Genomic DNA, 15,441 nt, shown 5'->3' with positions numbered 1-15,441 from the left:
AAAAAAGTATAAAAATAGGGATTAATTTATGATTGATACATAAATTAATCCCATTTTTGTCTAGTCATCGTGTAACATTACTTTCGAGTCATCAATGAATTTTAATCCAACTGCATAACGATTTCGTTTCATTTTACGAATCCATTTTACAGATGCTGTCCGCTCGATAAAATCAATGTCTGGAAACGATAAATTAACTATTTGATCTAATACTATTGGTTGTTTTACTTCAATTTTGCAACCGTTTGAACTAATATCAAGGAGACTGATGTCTTGAGTATCTAGATATTTTTCACTAGAGACAGGAAATTCAGTGTTTAACCTGGAAGGTATTAGTTGGCCAGTGCTGTTCACTTCTTCTCGCAAATATTGTCGTTTATAAGAATGAGGCTGCTTCTTTGTCCTTCTTAAAAATCGTATAATAGTAAAAAAGATGTTTGATCCTCTTTCTTTAACGGTATGTTTAATGATAGATTCATTATATAAAAATTTAATCAGTCGAGAATACTGATCGACAGGTATATCATTAAACTTAAGACCTATTTCCACACGATTATGTTCTTGTGAAATCCATGTAACCTGACAATTTAACGGACCAATAATATCAATTTCCAGTGTGTGTATATTTTCATCTAGTTGCTTATAGCTGTTTAATGACAGTTCTACACGAGCACCGGTGTCACTTAAATCTTTTAATAATCCTTCCTTTTTTTGAGATTGGTTGAGTAAGGAAATTTTGAATTTTTCCTGCATTTCAAATCGTTCTGCATTTCTAAATCTAGGACGTTCAAAAGCCATAAAAATAGCCATAATTAAACCTATTAGATTAAATAACACCCAAAATAGATTAATACTAGTTAAGTTTATATCAAAAGAATCATATACAAAATAATCCAATAATACTTTAATCAATGCGATACAAGTTAAAACAATGAATATCGCATGCGGTAAGATTGACAAGTATGCAAAATGCCTTGATGCTGATTGCTTTCCTTTTGGTGTAACTTTAAACTCCAGACGCTTTTTAAACAGGAGCTCTGACAACGATGAAAAAGCCATATGTGGAGCCATTGTTATGTCATATATATGAGACCATGTCATAGTGCGTTTTTGATTGGAAATGTGTTTGAAAGCAAGATACGAACTTAAAAACGATGGCATCCAAAAGACAAATAAACTATATAATGATGCATCTAAACTATGAATCCCAAATAATAAAAACAGTAATGGTGCCAACATATAAATCATTTTATACACACCAAAAAACCAGTAAAGAATTCCATCAAAATATAAAATTCTTTGCATCAAAGATAATCCTGATAAGGTTAATGGATTCCATTTTCTTGCGCATTGAATATTTCCTCGGCACCAGCGATCTCTCTGTTTCAACAAGTCTAACCAGCTTTCTGGAGCCAATCCGACTGCACATACATCACCGACAAAAACAGAACGAAACTTACGTTGAATCAACATGCCTGTAGCCATATCCTCTGTTATAACGCCAGTGGCAAAGCCTCCGATATCTTCTAAAGCTTTACGGCGAAAGATGGCATTGCTGCCTACATACATAACAGAATTAAAGCGATCTTTACCAGCTTGCAATGTTCTCATAAAAAAGTCTTGTTCATTCGGAATATTTTTATTCGAGAACATATTAAACTGATAAGGATCATCATTATAAAATGCTTGTGGAGTTTGCACAAAAGCAACAGATTTTTTTTTGAAATAACCGACCGTTTTTTGTAAAAATGATGGGAATGGTACCATATCAGCATCCATCGTTACAATGAGTTCACCATTTGAATGGGCCATTGCATTGTTTAAGTTCCCCGCTTTAGCATGCTTATTATCTTCACGGGTTATGTAATGTACAGCGAAATCTTGAGCGAGTGACTGGATAGATTTCCTTTTTCCATCATCGCATATATAGATGTTTACTAATTCTTTTGGATAATCTAAATTAATGCATCCAGCTATCGTTCGCTTAAGAATAGAAAGAGGCTCATTATATGTTGCGATATAAATATCAACTGATGGAAGTCTCTTTAAGTTATGTAAAGATGCTGTCTTTTGTTTTGCTGGTTTCCAAAGAAGAATGTAAAAGATAATTAGTTGTAAAAATCCAATGATTTCAGTAATAATAAGTAAAAGGCCCATGACGATGCTTAGCGGATCTGATACAGGTATGGTAAAACAAATTCTCCATGTAATATACATCCCATTTGTAAGCAAACAGATGATAATCAATGGGTTTTTTAATACTGGAGCCATCTTGCATCCTATGAATAATATTAAAATAATACTAATAATAAGAAGCGGATAACTATTATGTAAAAAGTCAAACATTAGTATTTTTTCACCTATTTTCTTATAGAGTGTATTTTCTACAAGAGTATACATGATTACTAAAGCTATAACATTACAAAAATAGTGGAAAAAATGGGTGTTTGTCACCATCGCTAAGCAACAAATAAGTTAGCTGAAACTAATGAACAATTAAAAGGGGGCGGAGCTTCGCCGATTTTAATGGAACACTACTAGTGATAGTGCGCTGTCATTTGTTGTTTATCCATATAAAAGTTGGAGTCGCTCGCACACGCCTTTCTTTAATAGTTAGACTTTGCTTTTCTTCGTTAGATGGTAAAGACAAGGCACGAGTAGATAAAAAAGAATCTACCGTGTTTTGTTTGTAGACAGTTCTAGCAATCTATTTGTTAATTTTCCATATGGATAATAATAAATCCATATGGAGCGAGTTCAATTGTGGACGTTTCTTTTAAAGATTTGTTATCCCATAAATCAACTGGTTTTTTATCTGTAAAATCATATGGAATCGTGATGGCTACATCATTTGCTGAGTTATTCATTGCAATAATAACCGTTTCACCTGTTGTTTGTTTAGAATAAACGACATGATTGGATAGTTTATTTGTTTCGATAAATCTAAATTCCCCGTCATTTCTTAAAATGGAATGATTTGTACGGAGAGAAATTAATTTTTTTACATAGTTAAGCAGTTCTTGGTTTTGTTCATCTTTGTCCCATATCATGCATTCTCGGCAGCCTGGATCATTTTCGCCGGTCATCCCGATTTCATCTCCATAATAAATACATGGTGTCCCCATGAAGGTGAGTTGGAATAAATACAGCAATTTCAGCTTCTCTAGATTTTCCCCACATATGGTTAAAATTCTCGGTGTATCATGGCTGCCTAATAAATTAAAAGCGACTTCATTTACGTTGATTGGATAAGATGTCAATACTTTGGTGATTTGATGTGCAAATTCTTCTGCGTTCATTTTACCTTTTGCTAAAAAGTCTAAAACAGCGTTGGTAAAGGGATAGTTCATCACTGCATCAAATTGATCACCATGCAGCCATGGCATGGAGTCATGCCAAACTTCTCCAAGAATATAGACATCCTTTTTAACTGCTTTGACTGTATTTCGAAAGGACCTCCAAAATGCATGATCTACTTCATTGGCTACATCAAGGCGCCAGCCATCTATATCAAATTCTTCTATCCAGTATTTAGCAATATTTAAAAGATATTTCTGCACTTCCTCGTTTTCTGTATTTAATTTAGGCATCATATGTGTGAAAGCAAATGTGTCATAGTTTGGTTTTGGGAAGGCTTGCACTGGGAATTCTTTTAAATGGAACCAATCTTTATAGACAGAATTTTCTTGGTTTTTTAAGACGTCTTGAAATGGAGGGAAATGAAAGCCGCTATGATTAAAAACAGCATCCAGCATAACCCGAATTCCTTTTTTATGGCATGTTTGAACTAGTTTTTTCAAAGTATTTTTGTCACCAAATTGCGGGTCAATTTCCATATAATCGATCGTGTCATACTTATGATTCGTTGGAGCTTTGAAAATAGGGGTGAAATAAATTCCGGTAATACCCAACTCGGCTAAATAATCAATATTGTTGATAACGCCTTCCAAATCACCACCAAAAAAAGAATCAGGCTTTGGTTTTTCGCTGCCCCAAGGAAGTGTGTTTTTCGGATTTAAATCAGGATTTCCATTGCAAAAACGCTCGGGAAAAATTTGATACCAAACCGTATCTTTTACCCATTCAGGTGCTTTGAAGATGTCTGCTGTATTTAAAAATGGAAAACAAAAATAAAAGCTTGCATCTTGGGGGTCTTTTTCTTTAAAGCCTTTTTCCCCATATACAGCAGATTCAGAATCAGAGTGAACTTCAAACCCATACCGTAAACGGCGAAATTCAGGTTTCACCTCCGCAAACCAATAATCAAATAATTCATCTGATCCTTCTAGCTTCATTGGTTTACTAGTGTTATTCCAACTATTTTCTGTCCAATCATAAGGATCCCCATAAATTAAAAACACTTTTTTTACATCCTCTTTTTTAGAGCGCATACGGATATGCAATAATTCATCATTAAAAGCATAAGCAAAATTATCTTTAGGTCTGTGGTAAATCGCTTCTTTTAACATCAAATTCTCCTCACATCTTTTAGTTTTTAAGCAAACGTTTTCGTTAAATGAATCTAGTACTAATATAAATACAAACGAAAGGTAATTGCAATGCATAATTAGAATACAGTACGTTCTATTTTGTAAACGGGAGGTGAACATCATCAACGGGAATTTTCCGGAAATTCGGATTTGCAGATTCAATAGTTTTTTAGAGAAAAGAACAAGGAACCTGCTCGTTAAGGGAAAGAGCGGGTTCCTTGTTTATTTTGCTCTGCATTTGTGAATGATAAAAATCAAATAGAAATTCAAAGCTTGAGGTCTTACAGCCTTAAGCTTTTTTGTATTAGAAAATGGCTGTTTTCTCAAAGTTTGTTGTTTTTTACATAAAAAAAGGAGAAGAAGTATCCAGCAGCCTGAATATACGTAGACTCCTGTGGGAATGCGAGAAAGGCGAGACCCCACAGGAGCGTATGCGACGAGGAGGCTCGACGCTCGCCCATGGAAAGCGAAGTATATTCAGGCTGCGAGTTTAAAAGCAATAATCTATACGAAAACAGCCTAGAAAATAATAAAATTCTTTAAAATAGAAAAAATGATATTGACGTTGTTTATATTAACATTGATAATATAAACAACGATAATAAAAAGAGGTGAACAAATGAATATTCAATACGTTATTTTAGGTTTTTTATTTGAAGAAGAATTAAGTGGCTATGACATCAAAAGGAAAATGGAGATTTCCGTTTCTCATTTCTTTGATGCCTCATTTGGAGCTATTTATCCGGCGTTAAGAAAAATGGAAAAAGAAGAATCAGTAGTGAAGAAAATTGTTTCACAGGATGGCAAGCCGAATAAGAATGTGTTTGAAATTACGGACAAAGGCAGAAGAGAATTTGAGGAATATATGATGAGCCCTATTAATCCAACGACAATAAGATCGGACTTTATGATCAGATTGTTTTTTGGAAAATTAACATCAAAAGAAAGAATTTTACAGTGGATGAAAGAAGAGAGGGAAAAGTCTCAAGTCGAAATAGATGAATTAAATACGTTGAAACAGCAATTTAATATGAACCGATATAAAAGAATTACGTTGGAGTATGGACTTGAAACAGCAAAATTAAATATAGCTTTTTTTGAGAAAGAAATAGCTATTATTGAAAAGGAGATTAGTGGTGGAGAAGAATAAAGGCATGAGAATACTTGTTGTGATGTGTTTAGGTATTTTTGTTTGTATGCTAGATTCTACTATCATGAATATTACATTACCAGCAATTCAGGAGGATTTAGGGACTTCGCTTGAAACTAGTTCATGGATGTTAAATGTCTACACGATGACAATCGCCATCCTAGTCATCCCAATGGCCCGGTTTGCAGATTTGTTTGGCAAGAATAAGTTTTATATAATTGGATTAATTCTGTTTGGTGTAGGTTCTGCCCTTTGTGGATTGTCGGACAGCGGGTCTATGCTGATATTCTCTAGATTTATTCAAAGTCTTGGTGCATCTATTCTTATCCCGTGCAGCATGATCATTGGTGTTGCGGCAATGCCGTTGGAAAAGCGGACCTTAGCATTGACGCTTTTTGGGGCTACGCAAGTTCTGTCAACTGCGATAGGACCATCTGTTGGCGGTATTATTACGAATACATTAAGTTGGCATTGGGTTTTTTATGTCAATATTCCTATATGCATCCTTGCTGTTATCCTCACTATCCTATTTCTAACGATCAAAAATGAACAGCGGGTAAAAGCTGCTATTGATTGGTTTGGTCTTTTATTTTCCAGCGTAACTATTTTTTCTTTGAACTTAGATTAATCAAAGGAAATGATTGGGGATGGATAAGCGAAAAATCGATAGCTTGTTATATCATTTGTGTAGTATCTCTTATTTTGTTTATTGTGACTGAATTAAAAGTTCAAAATCCGATGGTGGACCTTACTCTATTTAAACATCGCTTTTTTATCGGATCCACTTTAAGCGTGTCATTAGGATTTATCTTTTTAGTAGGTGTAATGGTTCTTCTTCCCCAATTTTTAACGCAAATTCAAGGAAAGACAGAATTACAAGCTGCATTATTAATAACACCTAGTTCAGCTACGATTTTCTTCTTTTCCACATTTGCTGGATGGGTCGTTAAGAAAATTGGTTTTGCCATTCCGACAATACTTGGATTTTTTATCATGGGCTGTTCCTTCTATTTACTAAAAAGTTTAAGTATAGATAGCCCTACTAGTAAAATTATTTTAGTATGCTTTTTGTTAGGACTAGGTTTTAGTTTTATTATTTCCACTGCGACTATGGCTAGTGCTGCTTCATTTGAAGGCGAATTGTTAACTTCATCGCAAAGTGTCTTTACGATGGTGAGACAGATAGGTGTTGTGCTGGCTGTTGCCATATTCGTTTCCAGCTTAACAAACTCAATAGATGATAAAAAACATGAGGTATTGGTTCATGCCTATAAACAAGTAGAACGACTAGATGTTCCTAGTGATGTGAAAAAAGAACTGTACAAGAAAACGGAACTTCAACTAAATAAGCATTCTATTGACGATTCTTCTTCCGGTCAATCTGAAGTAAACGAAAATCTAAAACGAGAAGGGTTAATAAAGAGAAATGTTGAAACAACGTTAGCGAAACTTCCTGCACAAGAAAGAGAAGCACAGCAGGCAGTAATAACCAAAGAAGTAACGAAGCAAGTGGACATACAGCTGCAGGATGTTGCAACAAAGGTTACAAACTATACAAAGGATATTTCAGCATTTGCCAAAACATCCATAGCTTCCAGTTTCCCTGACATTTATCAAAATAGCTTTCCGTTTGTTCTAATATCTAGCATCGTTGGTTTATGTTATGTTCAGAGAAGAAGAAACAGCATTTAGAGGGTGCTGCTAGTACTACTCGAAGTTTATTGAAATACTTTTAATGAAATATCGAAAGGGAAGATGAGACGAAATAAAACTAGGTAAGTAAAAAAAGCAAGTCTCCAAACTAACGAAAGTTCTTCGTTTACTTGGGGGCTTGCTTTTATTTAGGCTGTTTTCGTATAGATTGTTGCTTTTAAACTCGCAGCCTGAATACACTTCGCTTTCCGCGGACGAGTGCCGAGCCTCCTTGTTGCTATGCTGACGACACTGAAAAAGTGTTTTATAAGATAAATTATAGGTGAAACACTTAAATATATTAGGGTAAAAATGGTATAGAGAGTTTGAAAACGACCATCATGTTGGTTAGGAGAGGCGTCCGCACGACTCCTGCGGGATTAGCGAGACAGGCGAGACCCTGCAGGAGCGTAGCGACGAAGCGGCTCGGCGCTCGCCCCGCGGAAAGCGTGTGGTAAGCCTCGGAAAACCGAACGAAAACCTCTTCGTTGCTTGGATTGTCACTACCTATATTTTATAGCATTCACTTTTTCAGTGGCCTCGCTATGCTCCTATGGGGTCTCGTCTTTCTCGCTTTTCTAAGCAGGAGTCTACGTGTATTCAGGCTGCTCAGTGCTTCAGCCATGTTTATTATTTTATTCAAAAACAACAAACTTTTAGAAAACAGCCTATAACAAAAACCTCCTTTTATTTTCTACTATATATAGACTGTAACAAATAATTTAAATTCCATTTTTTTATGACATTTGTCATTTTAAAGTGGTGACATCTGCGACTAATCAAGTGTTTTTTTTCATCTTACAATAGAATTACAAATGTCGGAGGTGTTGAACATGGAGAATGTCATACAGGTAAGCAATGTATCTAAAGTATTTTATGATCAAAAAGCGGTGGATAATATTTCTTTTTCCATTAATAAAGGAGAGGCTGTTGCCATCTTAGGTGCAAATGGTGCGGGAAAAACAACGACTATCATAATGATGATTGGATTAATGGAGGTAAGTAATGGAAAGATTTCTTTATTTCAGTCTGATCCAAAAAGGAAAGAAGTAAGACAAAGGATTGGCTGTATGCTGCAGGACGTTAGTGTAATGGATGGCTTAAAAGTAAAAGAAGTGATTCGGCTAGTTCAAAGCTATTATCCTAACCCATTAGCGATTTCCGATTTACTTGCATTAACCGGACTCGAGGAAAAGGATTGGAATAAACGAACGGAGAAGCTGTCAGGCGGGCAAAAGCGCAGATTGAATTTTGCATTAGCACTTGTAGGCAATCCAGATTTACTTTTTTTTGATGAACCAACAGTTGGCATGGATATTACCTCAAGAAAGCTCTTTTGGGAAAAGGTATTACAGTTAAAAGAATCTGGAAAAACGATTATCTTTACAACTCATTATTTGCAAGAAGCAGATGAAATAGCAGAAAGAATAATTATGCTCCACAATGGTACGGTCGCAAGTGATGGCACCCCTGCACAATTAAAAGAAAGATTTACAAAACAAACGATTTCCTTTTTGGATGAAGCGAAGCATTCTTTAGAAATGTACCGAGCATTGCCGTATATTTTGGAGGTAAAACAAGAGCGAGATCGCATAGTTCTTATAACAGATAATGCGGATGAAGTGCTTACATGTTTATTTGAAAAAAAGATAAAGATGCGTCAAATTGAAATCCGTCATGGGAAGCTAGAAGAAGCATTTTCAAATCTAGTGGAAAATAGGGAGGTTATCTAAATGAGCGCATTTATGATGCAAACAAAAGCAGAGATTTTAAGAATGTTCCGTAATCGCTATTATATTTTTTGGTCTTTATGTATGCCGATTATGTTTTATTTTCTTTTCACCAAGCTCATTAGTTCGCCGCAAAATGATCAAGCACTGTGGAAAGCACATTATTTAATGTCGATGACAACTTTTAGCGTGATGGGATCATCGATTATGACTTTAGGGATTAAGCTAGTGCAAGAACAAACACAAGGATGGACACGATTTATCAAGATCTCCCCTCTGTCTACCGGAGTGTATTTTGCTGCAAAAATGGTGGCGCAAACATTGATCCATGTATTTTCTATTGTAGTTATTTTTCTAGCTGGTGTATTAATAAATGGAGTTGAGTTGTCCCTGTTTCAATGGATGATGTGTGGAGTATGGATTATTTTTGGATCTTTTCCTTTCTTAGGAATTGGCACATTAGTCGGAACAATGAAAAAGGTGGAAACTGCATCAGGTATTAGCAATCTTATTTATATGGTATTAGCGATTATGGGGGGAATGTGGATGCCTATCGATATTTTTCCTAAATTGATGCAAGCAATTGCTAAGTGGCTTCCTTCCTATCAATTTGCTGACGGGGCTTGGGAAATCATTAGAGGAAACAATCCGAATGTAATGAATTCCCTTTTGCTAATAGGATACCTTTTCCTTTTTATGCTATTATCTATGTATATAAGAAGAAAACAAGAAGCTGTTTAAGGAGCGTCTATGGGATTTAACAAGCAGTTATTCATATTTCCAGAAAGATTTGGATTTTTCCCCTATGTATTTTTAATATATCTCGTTTTGCCAACTGTCGATATTTCAAAAGAAAAAGGAGTAAAACTAGTTATTGGATATTTGCTTCTGATTGTATTCCTTGTTTCGTATCGACAATTATATTTTTGTATGGGAATGAAAAAGTATTCTTATTGGCTCGGCATTCAGATGGGGATTATTTTATTGTTAAGTTTATTTTACAATCCGAATAATTTATTTATGGGTTTTTTCCCGGCTAATTTTATTGGATATTATGTAAGAAAAAGGAATTTTTATCTAGCTCTTATTGTATTTGCTGTGATGCAATCCATTCCTCTGCTTATTAATATAGAGAATACTTCATTAAAAAGTATAATCTCCTATATTCCTTTTTTTGTGATTATGTTGATGTCGCCATTTGGCATCCGATCGATGATTAAACGAATGGAATTAGAAAAACAATTGGATTTTGCCAATGAACAGATTAATGAGTTAGTTAAAAGAGAGGAACGAATGCGGATTGCACGAGACTTGCATGATACATTAGGCCACACTTTATCGTTAATTACATTAAAAAGCCAGCTTGTTGGGAAGTTGGCTGTTCATAAACCAGAGCAGGCACAAACAGAAGCGAAAGAAATCGAAAAAATTTCCCGTTCGGCATTAAAACAAGTACGGGAATTGGTTTCAGATATGCGGGCAATCACTATTGCGGAGGAATTAGTGGAGATACAAACGATATTAAAAGCAGCGGGCATTGCTCATCACATAGAAGCTGATTTAGAAAAAGCAGACGTGCCTCCTCTTACGCAAAATATTATTAGTCTATGTTTACGAGAAGCTGTAACAAATGTGGTAAAGCACAGCTCTGCATTAAATTGTACGATTAAAATTAACCATAAACTTGGCAAAGTGGATGTTTTTGTTATAGATGATGGGGTTGGGCTAACGGATAATAGGAAAGCAGGAAATGGATTAAAAGGAATGAAAGAACGCCTTGAACTTTTAGAGGGGAAATTACACCTTTCCTCTCAAGAAGGAACAAACCTGCACATAACGGTTCCTATTATTGTGAAAGAAAGGAAAGAGGGGATGGCTTTTTGATTAGAATCATTATTTCAGAGGATCAAAGAATGCTCAGAGGAGCCTTAGGAACCCTTTTGGATTTCGAAGAGGATATAGAGGTGATTGGGCAGGCGGAGAATGGGGAAGAAGCTCTTTCTTTAATAAAGAAGCTGAAGCCAGATGTATGCTTGCTTGATATTGAAATGCCGATGAAAAGTGGATTGGATGTTGCAGAAGAGCTACAGCGAAGCCATTCAGCGTGCAAGGTAGTCATTTTAACCACCTTTGCAAGTCCAGGGTATTTCGAAAGAGCACTGAAAGCAAACGTTCATGGCTATCTACTAAAGGACGGTCCAAGTGAAGAATTAGCAGAAGCAATTCGGAATGTTATAAAAGGAAAAAGAGAATTTGCATCCGAATTGATTTTTGGCAGCATGGGCAAAGAAAATCCTTTGTCGGAAAGAGAAAGAGAAGTATTATCACTCGTCGCTGATGGTAAAACAGCTAAAGAAATATCCGCTGCACTCTACTTATCCTCTGGAACAATCCGCAATTATATTTCAGAAGCAATCAGTAAATTAGAAGTGAAAAATCGAATAGAAGCTATTTCTAAAGCTAAAGGGAATGGGTGGATATAAAGGGTATCAGCCCTAAGGGTGTTCGGGATTTAATTTTTCGACCGAGTTCAGCACGACAAACTGATGAGTCTCCTAGCTAAAACGATTACAGATAAACCAACCTTTAAACTGATTAGAAGAAACCTTCAGTCAGGAATTATGGAAGACGGTTTAGTAAAAAACAAATCTGGAATAAACAGCGCCATTCTAATCAAAGAATATGGCGCTGAATTCTTATATTACATCTTGATTCCCAACATTTCACAACTTTAATCTTGTTCCTATATAGGTAATACTGTAGTACTTTTAATTTCTCTTAGGGATAAGCTAGTTTGAATTTTTGTAATACCAAGTTCATATAATTTTCTTCCAAACATCTCTAATTCCTTCCGATCTTTGTTAACCACTTTTATAAGAAAATCATATTCACCTGTTAAAGCATGACACTCTAATATTTCAGGCATAGATTCTAATGCCTTTTCCAAAGCCTCCAACTTCTCAGCTTGGTGCATATTCACACTGATAAAAACGAAGCATGATAAATCAAATCCTAGCTTTTCATGATCTAAAATAGCTACTTTTCTTTTAATAAAACCTTCTTTTTCTAGACGTTTTATCCTTGAATGGATAGCTGGTGGAGATAAGTTCACACGTTTTGCCAGCTCAATATTACTCAACTCTGCTTGTTTTTGTAGTAAATCTAAAAGTTGAATATCAACATTATCTAAAACTTTACTTACGATAGATTCCATTAAAATTACTCCTTTACAAATATTCTAAAAACATTAATGTTTGAATACTTAAAGTGAATTTAATTTTGCAAAAACGATAAATACTTTAAATTATTTTAAGTTTATTAGATTATACCGAATAATAAAGTTATAAATCAACTTTAATGTTAAAATAATTAATAATCAGATAGTGAGGTTAACATGTCATAGTGGCACAATCACATTAATCTTTTCACTTACACTTATTTGTTATCACGCTTAAACCAAAGTTACTTTAGAAAAATCGGACAAATTCGAAAAGTATAGCTGAAGTGAAAAAATATATTAATAATCTCAAAAAATCTCTAAAACAACCGGGTAGTTACTCATCATTTATTTTTTATTTAGGCTGTTTTCTCAAAGTTTGTTGTTTTTTACATAATACATTTAGAAATGCACTTCTTAGCAGCCTGCATACACGTACTCCTGTGGGAATGCGAGAAAGACGAGACCCCGCAGGAGCGTATGCGACGAGGAGGCTCGACGCTCGCCCACGGAAAGCGAAGGGTATGCAGGCTGCGCGTTTAAAAGCAACAATCTATACGAAAACAGCCTTTATTTAAGAAGATTAATCTTAACAATGTTTATGTTGAAGAAATGGAGGAAGTTTAATGGTTTATAAAGCTTGGATCTCTCTCTTGTTATGTAATTTTTTCTGGGCTACGAATATTTTATTCAGTCCACATTTATTAACTAAATATAGTCCGATATGGATCACTGTGGTACGTTGGATTGTTGCTGTTGCTGTTCTTATTCCGCTTGCTCAAATTTATGAAAAACCTGATTGGAAAGAAGTAATAAGGAAATCGTGGTTTAAACTATTACTTATGGGGTTACTTGGAGGTTATCTTTTTACTTACTTTACTTACTTTTCATTAAAGCATACTACACCTACCAATGTATCTCTAATTACTGTATTAATTCCTGTAAGTGTTGTTGTATTTAGTTATTTCTTTTTAAAAGAGAAGATTACTTTTATTCAAGGTATTGGAATTGCTACTTCATTATTAGGTGTAATTATCATCATTAGTTCTGGATCACATTCTAATTTTTCCCATAATAAATTAAATATCGGGGACTTAACAATGTTTATAGTCGTGTTAAGCTGGACTTTTTACACCATTATTGGGAAAAGTTTATTACGTGTTAATCCAATTACCACAACGGCTATTTCATCTTTATTTGGTCTATTTATAATGATGCCTTTTCTTTTATTTTCAAAACCAATAAGTATTCATCAAGTAAACATTGCTGATATTGGAAGTATCCTATATCTTGGTATCTTTTCAACAGTTTTTGCCTTTATTTTATGGAACCGATCAGTTCCTGTAGTGAGCACAGTTAAGGCAAGTATTAGTATGAATTTAGTGCCGGTATTTACGGTAGTAATTACCTTACTATCAGGTGAAACTATTACTTCCATGCAGATATTGGCAGGTGCAATAGTCATAGTCGGTGTATGTTTAACAAGTTTAAAGCTAAAAACAAAAAAATTATGGAGAAGTAGTTTACGAAAAACAAATATATATGAATATAGACCTAAATACAAAAATGGATAGTAAAGATATGGTGTATGCCATTAAGGGGAAATATTTCCTAGTATTGAGGGTATCTCCGTTAAATCCACATGGATTAAAGGTAAAATAAACAGATGGAAAAGCTGGAAGAGTGCAGATGATAAAATAGGGTGTCTCATAAGCCGAGATTTTCCGGTTTTGGACACCCTTTTTGTATAGGACAAAACGGCTGTGATTTCCAAGCAAACTGTTCTACAGAAGATTTATGTAGGATACCCTTATCTTTTTGTGCTATTTGCTAATGAATGTATGGATTTAAATCCAGGTAGTTTTTCTGAAAAAGTTTGAGCAATATACAAGACAGCAAAAGGAAGATTTTTATATAATGATGCTATTTAGTATTAAATAAAAATCGAAGGGGTGATCGTATTGACGAAGAAATACCCGATTGCACTATGGACATTGGTTGTAGGTGCGTTTGCAATTGGGATGACAGAGTTTGTTATTATGGGGTTGTTACCAGAGGTAGCTCATGATGTTCATTCTACTATTCCCGCTGCGGGGCAGTTAATTACTGGCTATGCATTAGGTGTAGCAGTTGGCGGTCCGATTCTTGTTCTTATCACGTATAAAATGTCGCAAAAAAACTTATTAATGCTGCTGATGCTCATCTTCTGCATCGGTAATTTAATGGCGACTGTTGTGGAGAGTTATAGTTTGTTAATGGCGTCTCGTTTAATCACGTCACTTGCTCATGGCTCTTTTTTTGGTATCGGTGCTATTATGGCAGCGAACTTAGTAGAGTATTCTCGCCGTGCAAGTGCAATGGCGCTCATGTTTACAGGCTTGACGGTTGCCAACATATTAGGTGTTCCTTTTGGGACATTTATCGGACAGCAATTAGGATGGAGAAGCAGCTTTTTAATCATTGCAATCATTGGTTTTATTACATTAATAGGCATTTTCCTGCTTGTTCCGAAAAATGATGAACAAAAGAAAATCAATATAAAACAAGAGTTACTCGTATTAAAAAGCGGCAACCTATGGCTGGCGTTGCTTATCGCCATGTTTAGTTTTGGCAGTGTATTTACGTTGGTAACGTATATTACGCCCGTTTTGACCGATGTAACCGGATATCAATCCTCTACCGTTTCCTGGCTGTTAGTTGTATTTGGTTTAGGGGTAACTGCTGGAAATATTGTAGGCGGAAAGATGGCAGATTGGAATATTAATAAATCACTTTTTATTATTTTAAGTGCCTTTGTTGGCTATTTATTCTTGTTTTACTTCCTCCAATTCTCCAACATTCTGATGGTACCAGGAATATTTATCTTTGGAGTCTTAGCTTTTGCAATGATTCCGATGCTGCAGTTTCGGATATTGGGAGTATCCGCAGACGCTCCGACGCTTGCAAGTACCTTAAATCAATCCGCACTGAATTTAGGAAATGCAGGAGGTGCCTTTGTCGGCGGCTTATCTGTTAAGTATTTGCCGTTACAAGACTTAGTGTTAGTCGCACCATTTATTACAGTCATCGGACTCGCATTGTTTTATGTGCAAGTGAAAACAACAAAGATAAGTACTGCGTTAGAGGAATAGCATGGATGGTGCCTGCGCATCACTTGAAGTT

Annotated in this window: 12 protein-coding genes; 9 read left to right on the top strand and 3 right to left on the bottom strand. The window is 35.2% G+C overall.

The annotated features are described in order from the left end of the window. Nucleotides 1-60: 60 nt before the first annotated feature. The gene (locus tag ACTXGU_RS13205; protein WP_443481985.1) at nt 61-2,346 is read right to left on the bottom strand and encodes a glycosyltransferase; all 2,286 of its coding nucleotides are present in this window, start codon (nt 2,344-2,346) and stop codon (nt 61-63) included. Nucleotides 2,347-2,714: 368 nt separating this feature from the next. Continuing rightward, the gene (locus ACTXGU_RS13200; RefSeq protein WP_443481984.1) at nt 2,715-4,469 is read right to left on the bottom strand and encodes an alpha-glycosidase; all 1,755 of its coding nucleotides are present in this window, start codon (nt 4,467-4,469) and stop codon (nt 2,715-2,717) included. A gap of 640 nt (nt 4,470-5,109) precedes the next feature. On the opposite strand from ACTXGU_RS13200, the gene ACTXGU_RS13195 reads away from it, so the two are divergent. The 7 genes from ACTXGU_RS13195 (at nt 5,110) to ACTXGU_RS13165 (ending at nt 11,545) form a co-directional block, all read left to right on the top strand. After that, nucleotides 5,110-5,640: a PadR family transcriptional regulator gene (locus ACTXGU_RS13195; RefSeq protein ID WP_443481983.1), complete on the top strand. Its 531-nt coding sequence runs from the start codon at nt 5,110-5,112 to the stop codon at nt 5,638-5,640. Then, nucleotides 5,627-6,268: an MFS transporter gene (locus ACTXGU_RS13190; RefSeq protein ID WP_443481982.1), complete on the top strand. Its 642-nt coding sequence runs from the start codon at nt 5,627-5,629 to the stop codon at nt 6,266-6,268. The genes ACTXGU_RS13195 and ACTXGU_RS13190 overlap by 14 nt, the downstream gene beginning before the upstream one ends. After that, a complete protein-coding gene (locus tag ACTXGU_RS13185) occupies nt 6,214-7,332 on the top strand; it encodes an MFS transporter (RefSeq protein ID WP_443481981.1) in 1,119 nt (372 codons plus the stop codon). The genes ACTXGU_RS13190 and ACTXGU_RS13185 overlap by 55 nt, the downstream gene beginning before the upstream one ends. An 833-nt stretch (nt 7,333-8,165) precedes the next feature. After that, on the top strand, nt 8,166-9,065 hold the full coding sequence (locus ACTXGU_RS13180; protein ID WP_443481980.1) for an ABC transporter ATP-binding protein: 900 nt from the start codon (nt 8,166-8,168) through the stop codon (nt 9,063-9,065). Further along, complete coding sequence (locus ACTXGU_RS13175) at nt 9,066-9,803, top strand: ABC transporter permease (protein ID WP_443481979.1); 738 nt, start codon at nt 9,066-9,068, stop codon at nt 9,801-9,803. Nucleotides 9,804-9,812: 9 nt separating this feature from the next. Then, nucleotides 9,813-10,946, top strand: a complete 1,134-nt coding sequence (locus ACTXGU_RS13170) for a sensor histidine kinase (protein WP_443481978.1) — start codon at nt 9,813-9,815, stop codon at nt 10,944-10,946. After that, the gene (locus tag ACTXGU_RS13165; protein ID WP_443481977.1) at nt 10,943-11,545 is read left to right on the top strand and encodes a response regulator transcription factor; all 603 of its coding nucleotides are present in this window, start codon (nt 10,943-10,945) and stop codon (nt 11,543-11,545) included. The genes ACTXGU_RS13170 and ACTXGU_RS13165 overlap by 4 nt, the downstream gene beginning before the upstream one ends. Before the next feature lie 260 nt (nt 11,546-11,805). Here the strand turns inward: ACTXGU_RS13165 and ACTXGU_RS13160 are convergent, their stop codons facing one another. Continuing rightward, nucleotides 11,806-12,276 carry an Lrp/AsnC family transcriptional regulator gene (locus tag ACTXGU_RS13160; protein WP_443481976.1) on the bottom strand — a complete coding sequence of 157 codons (471 nt, stop codon included), beginning with the start codon at nt 12,274-12,276 and terminating at the stop codon, nt 11,806-11,808. Nucleotides 12,277-12,905: 629 nt separating this feature from the next. Here ACTXGU_RS13160 and ACTXGU_RS13155 point away from each other — a divergent pair. After that, on the top strand, nt 12,906-13,853 hold the full coding sequence (locus tag ACTXGU_RS13155) for a DMT family transporter (protein WP_443481975.1): 948 nt from the start codon (nt 12,906-12,908) through the stop codon (nt 13,851-13,853). Nucleotides 13,854-14,240: 387 nt separating this feature from the next. Continuing rightward, nucleotides 14,241-15,410 carry an MFS transporter gene (locus ACTXGU_RS13150; protein WP_443481974.1) on the top strand — a complete coding sequence of 390 codons (1,170 nt, stop codon included), beginning with the start codon at nt 14,241-14,243 and terminating at the stop codon, nt 15,408-15,410. The last annotated feature ends 31 nt before the right edge of the window (nt 15,411-15,441 follow it).

The sequence above is a fragment of the Niallia sp. 01092 genome, from assembly GCF_052318935.1.
GTDB lineage: Bacteria > Bacillota > Bacilli > Bacillales > Cytobacillaceae > Niallia.
Note: the sequence above shows the minus strand (reverse complement) of the source record. Positions and strands in the feature narration are given on the sequence as shown.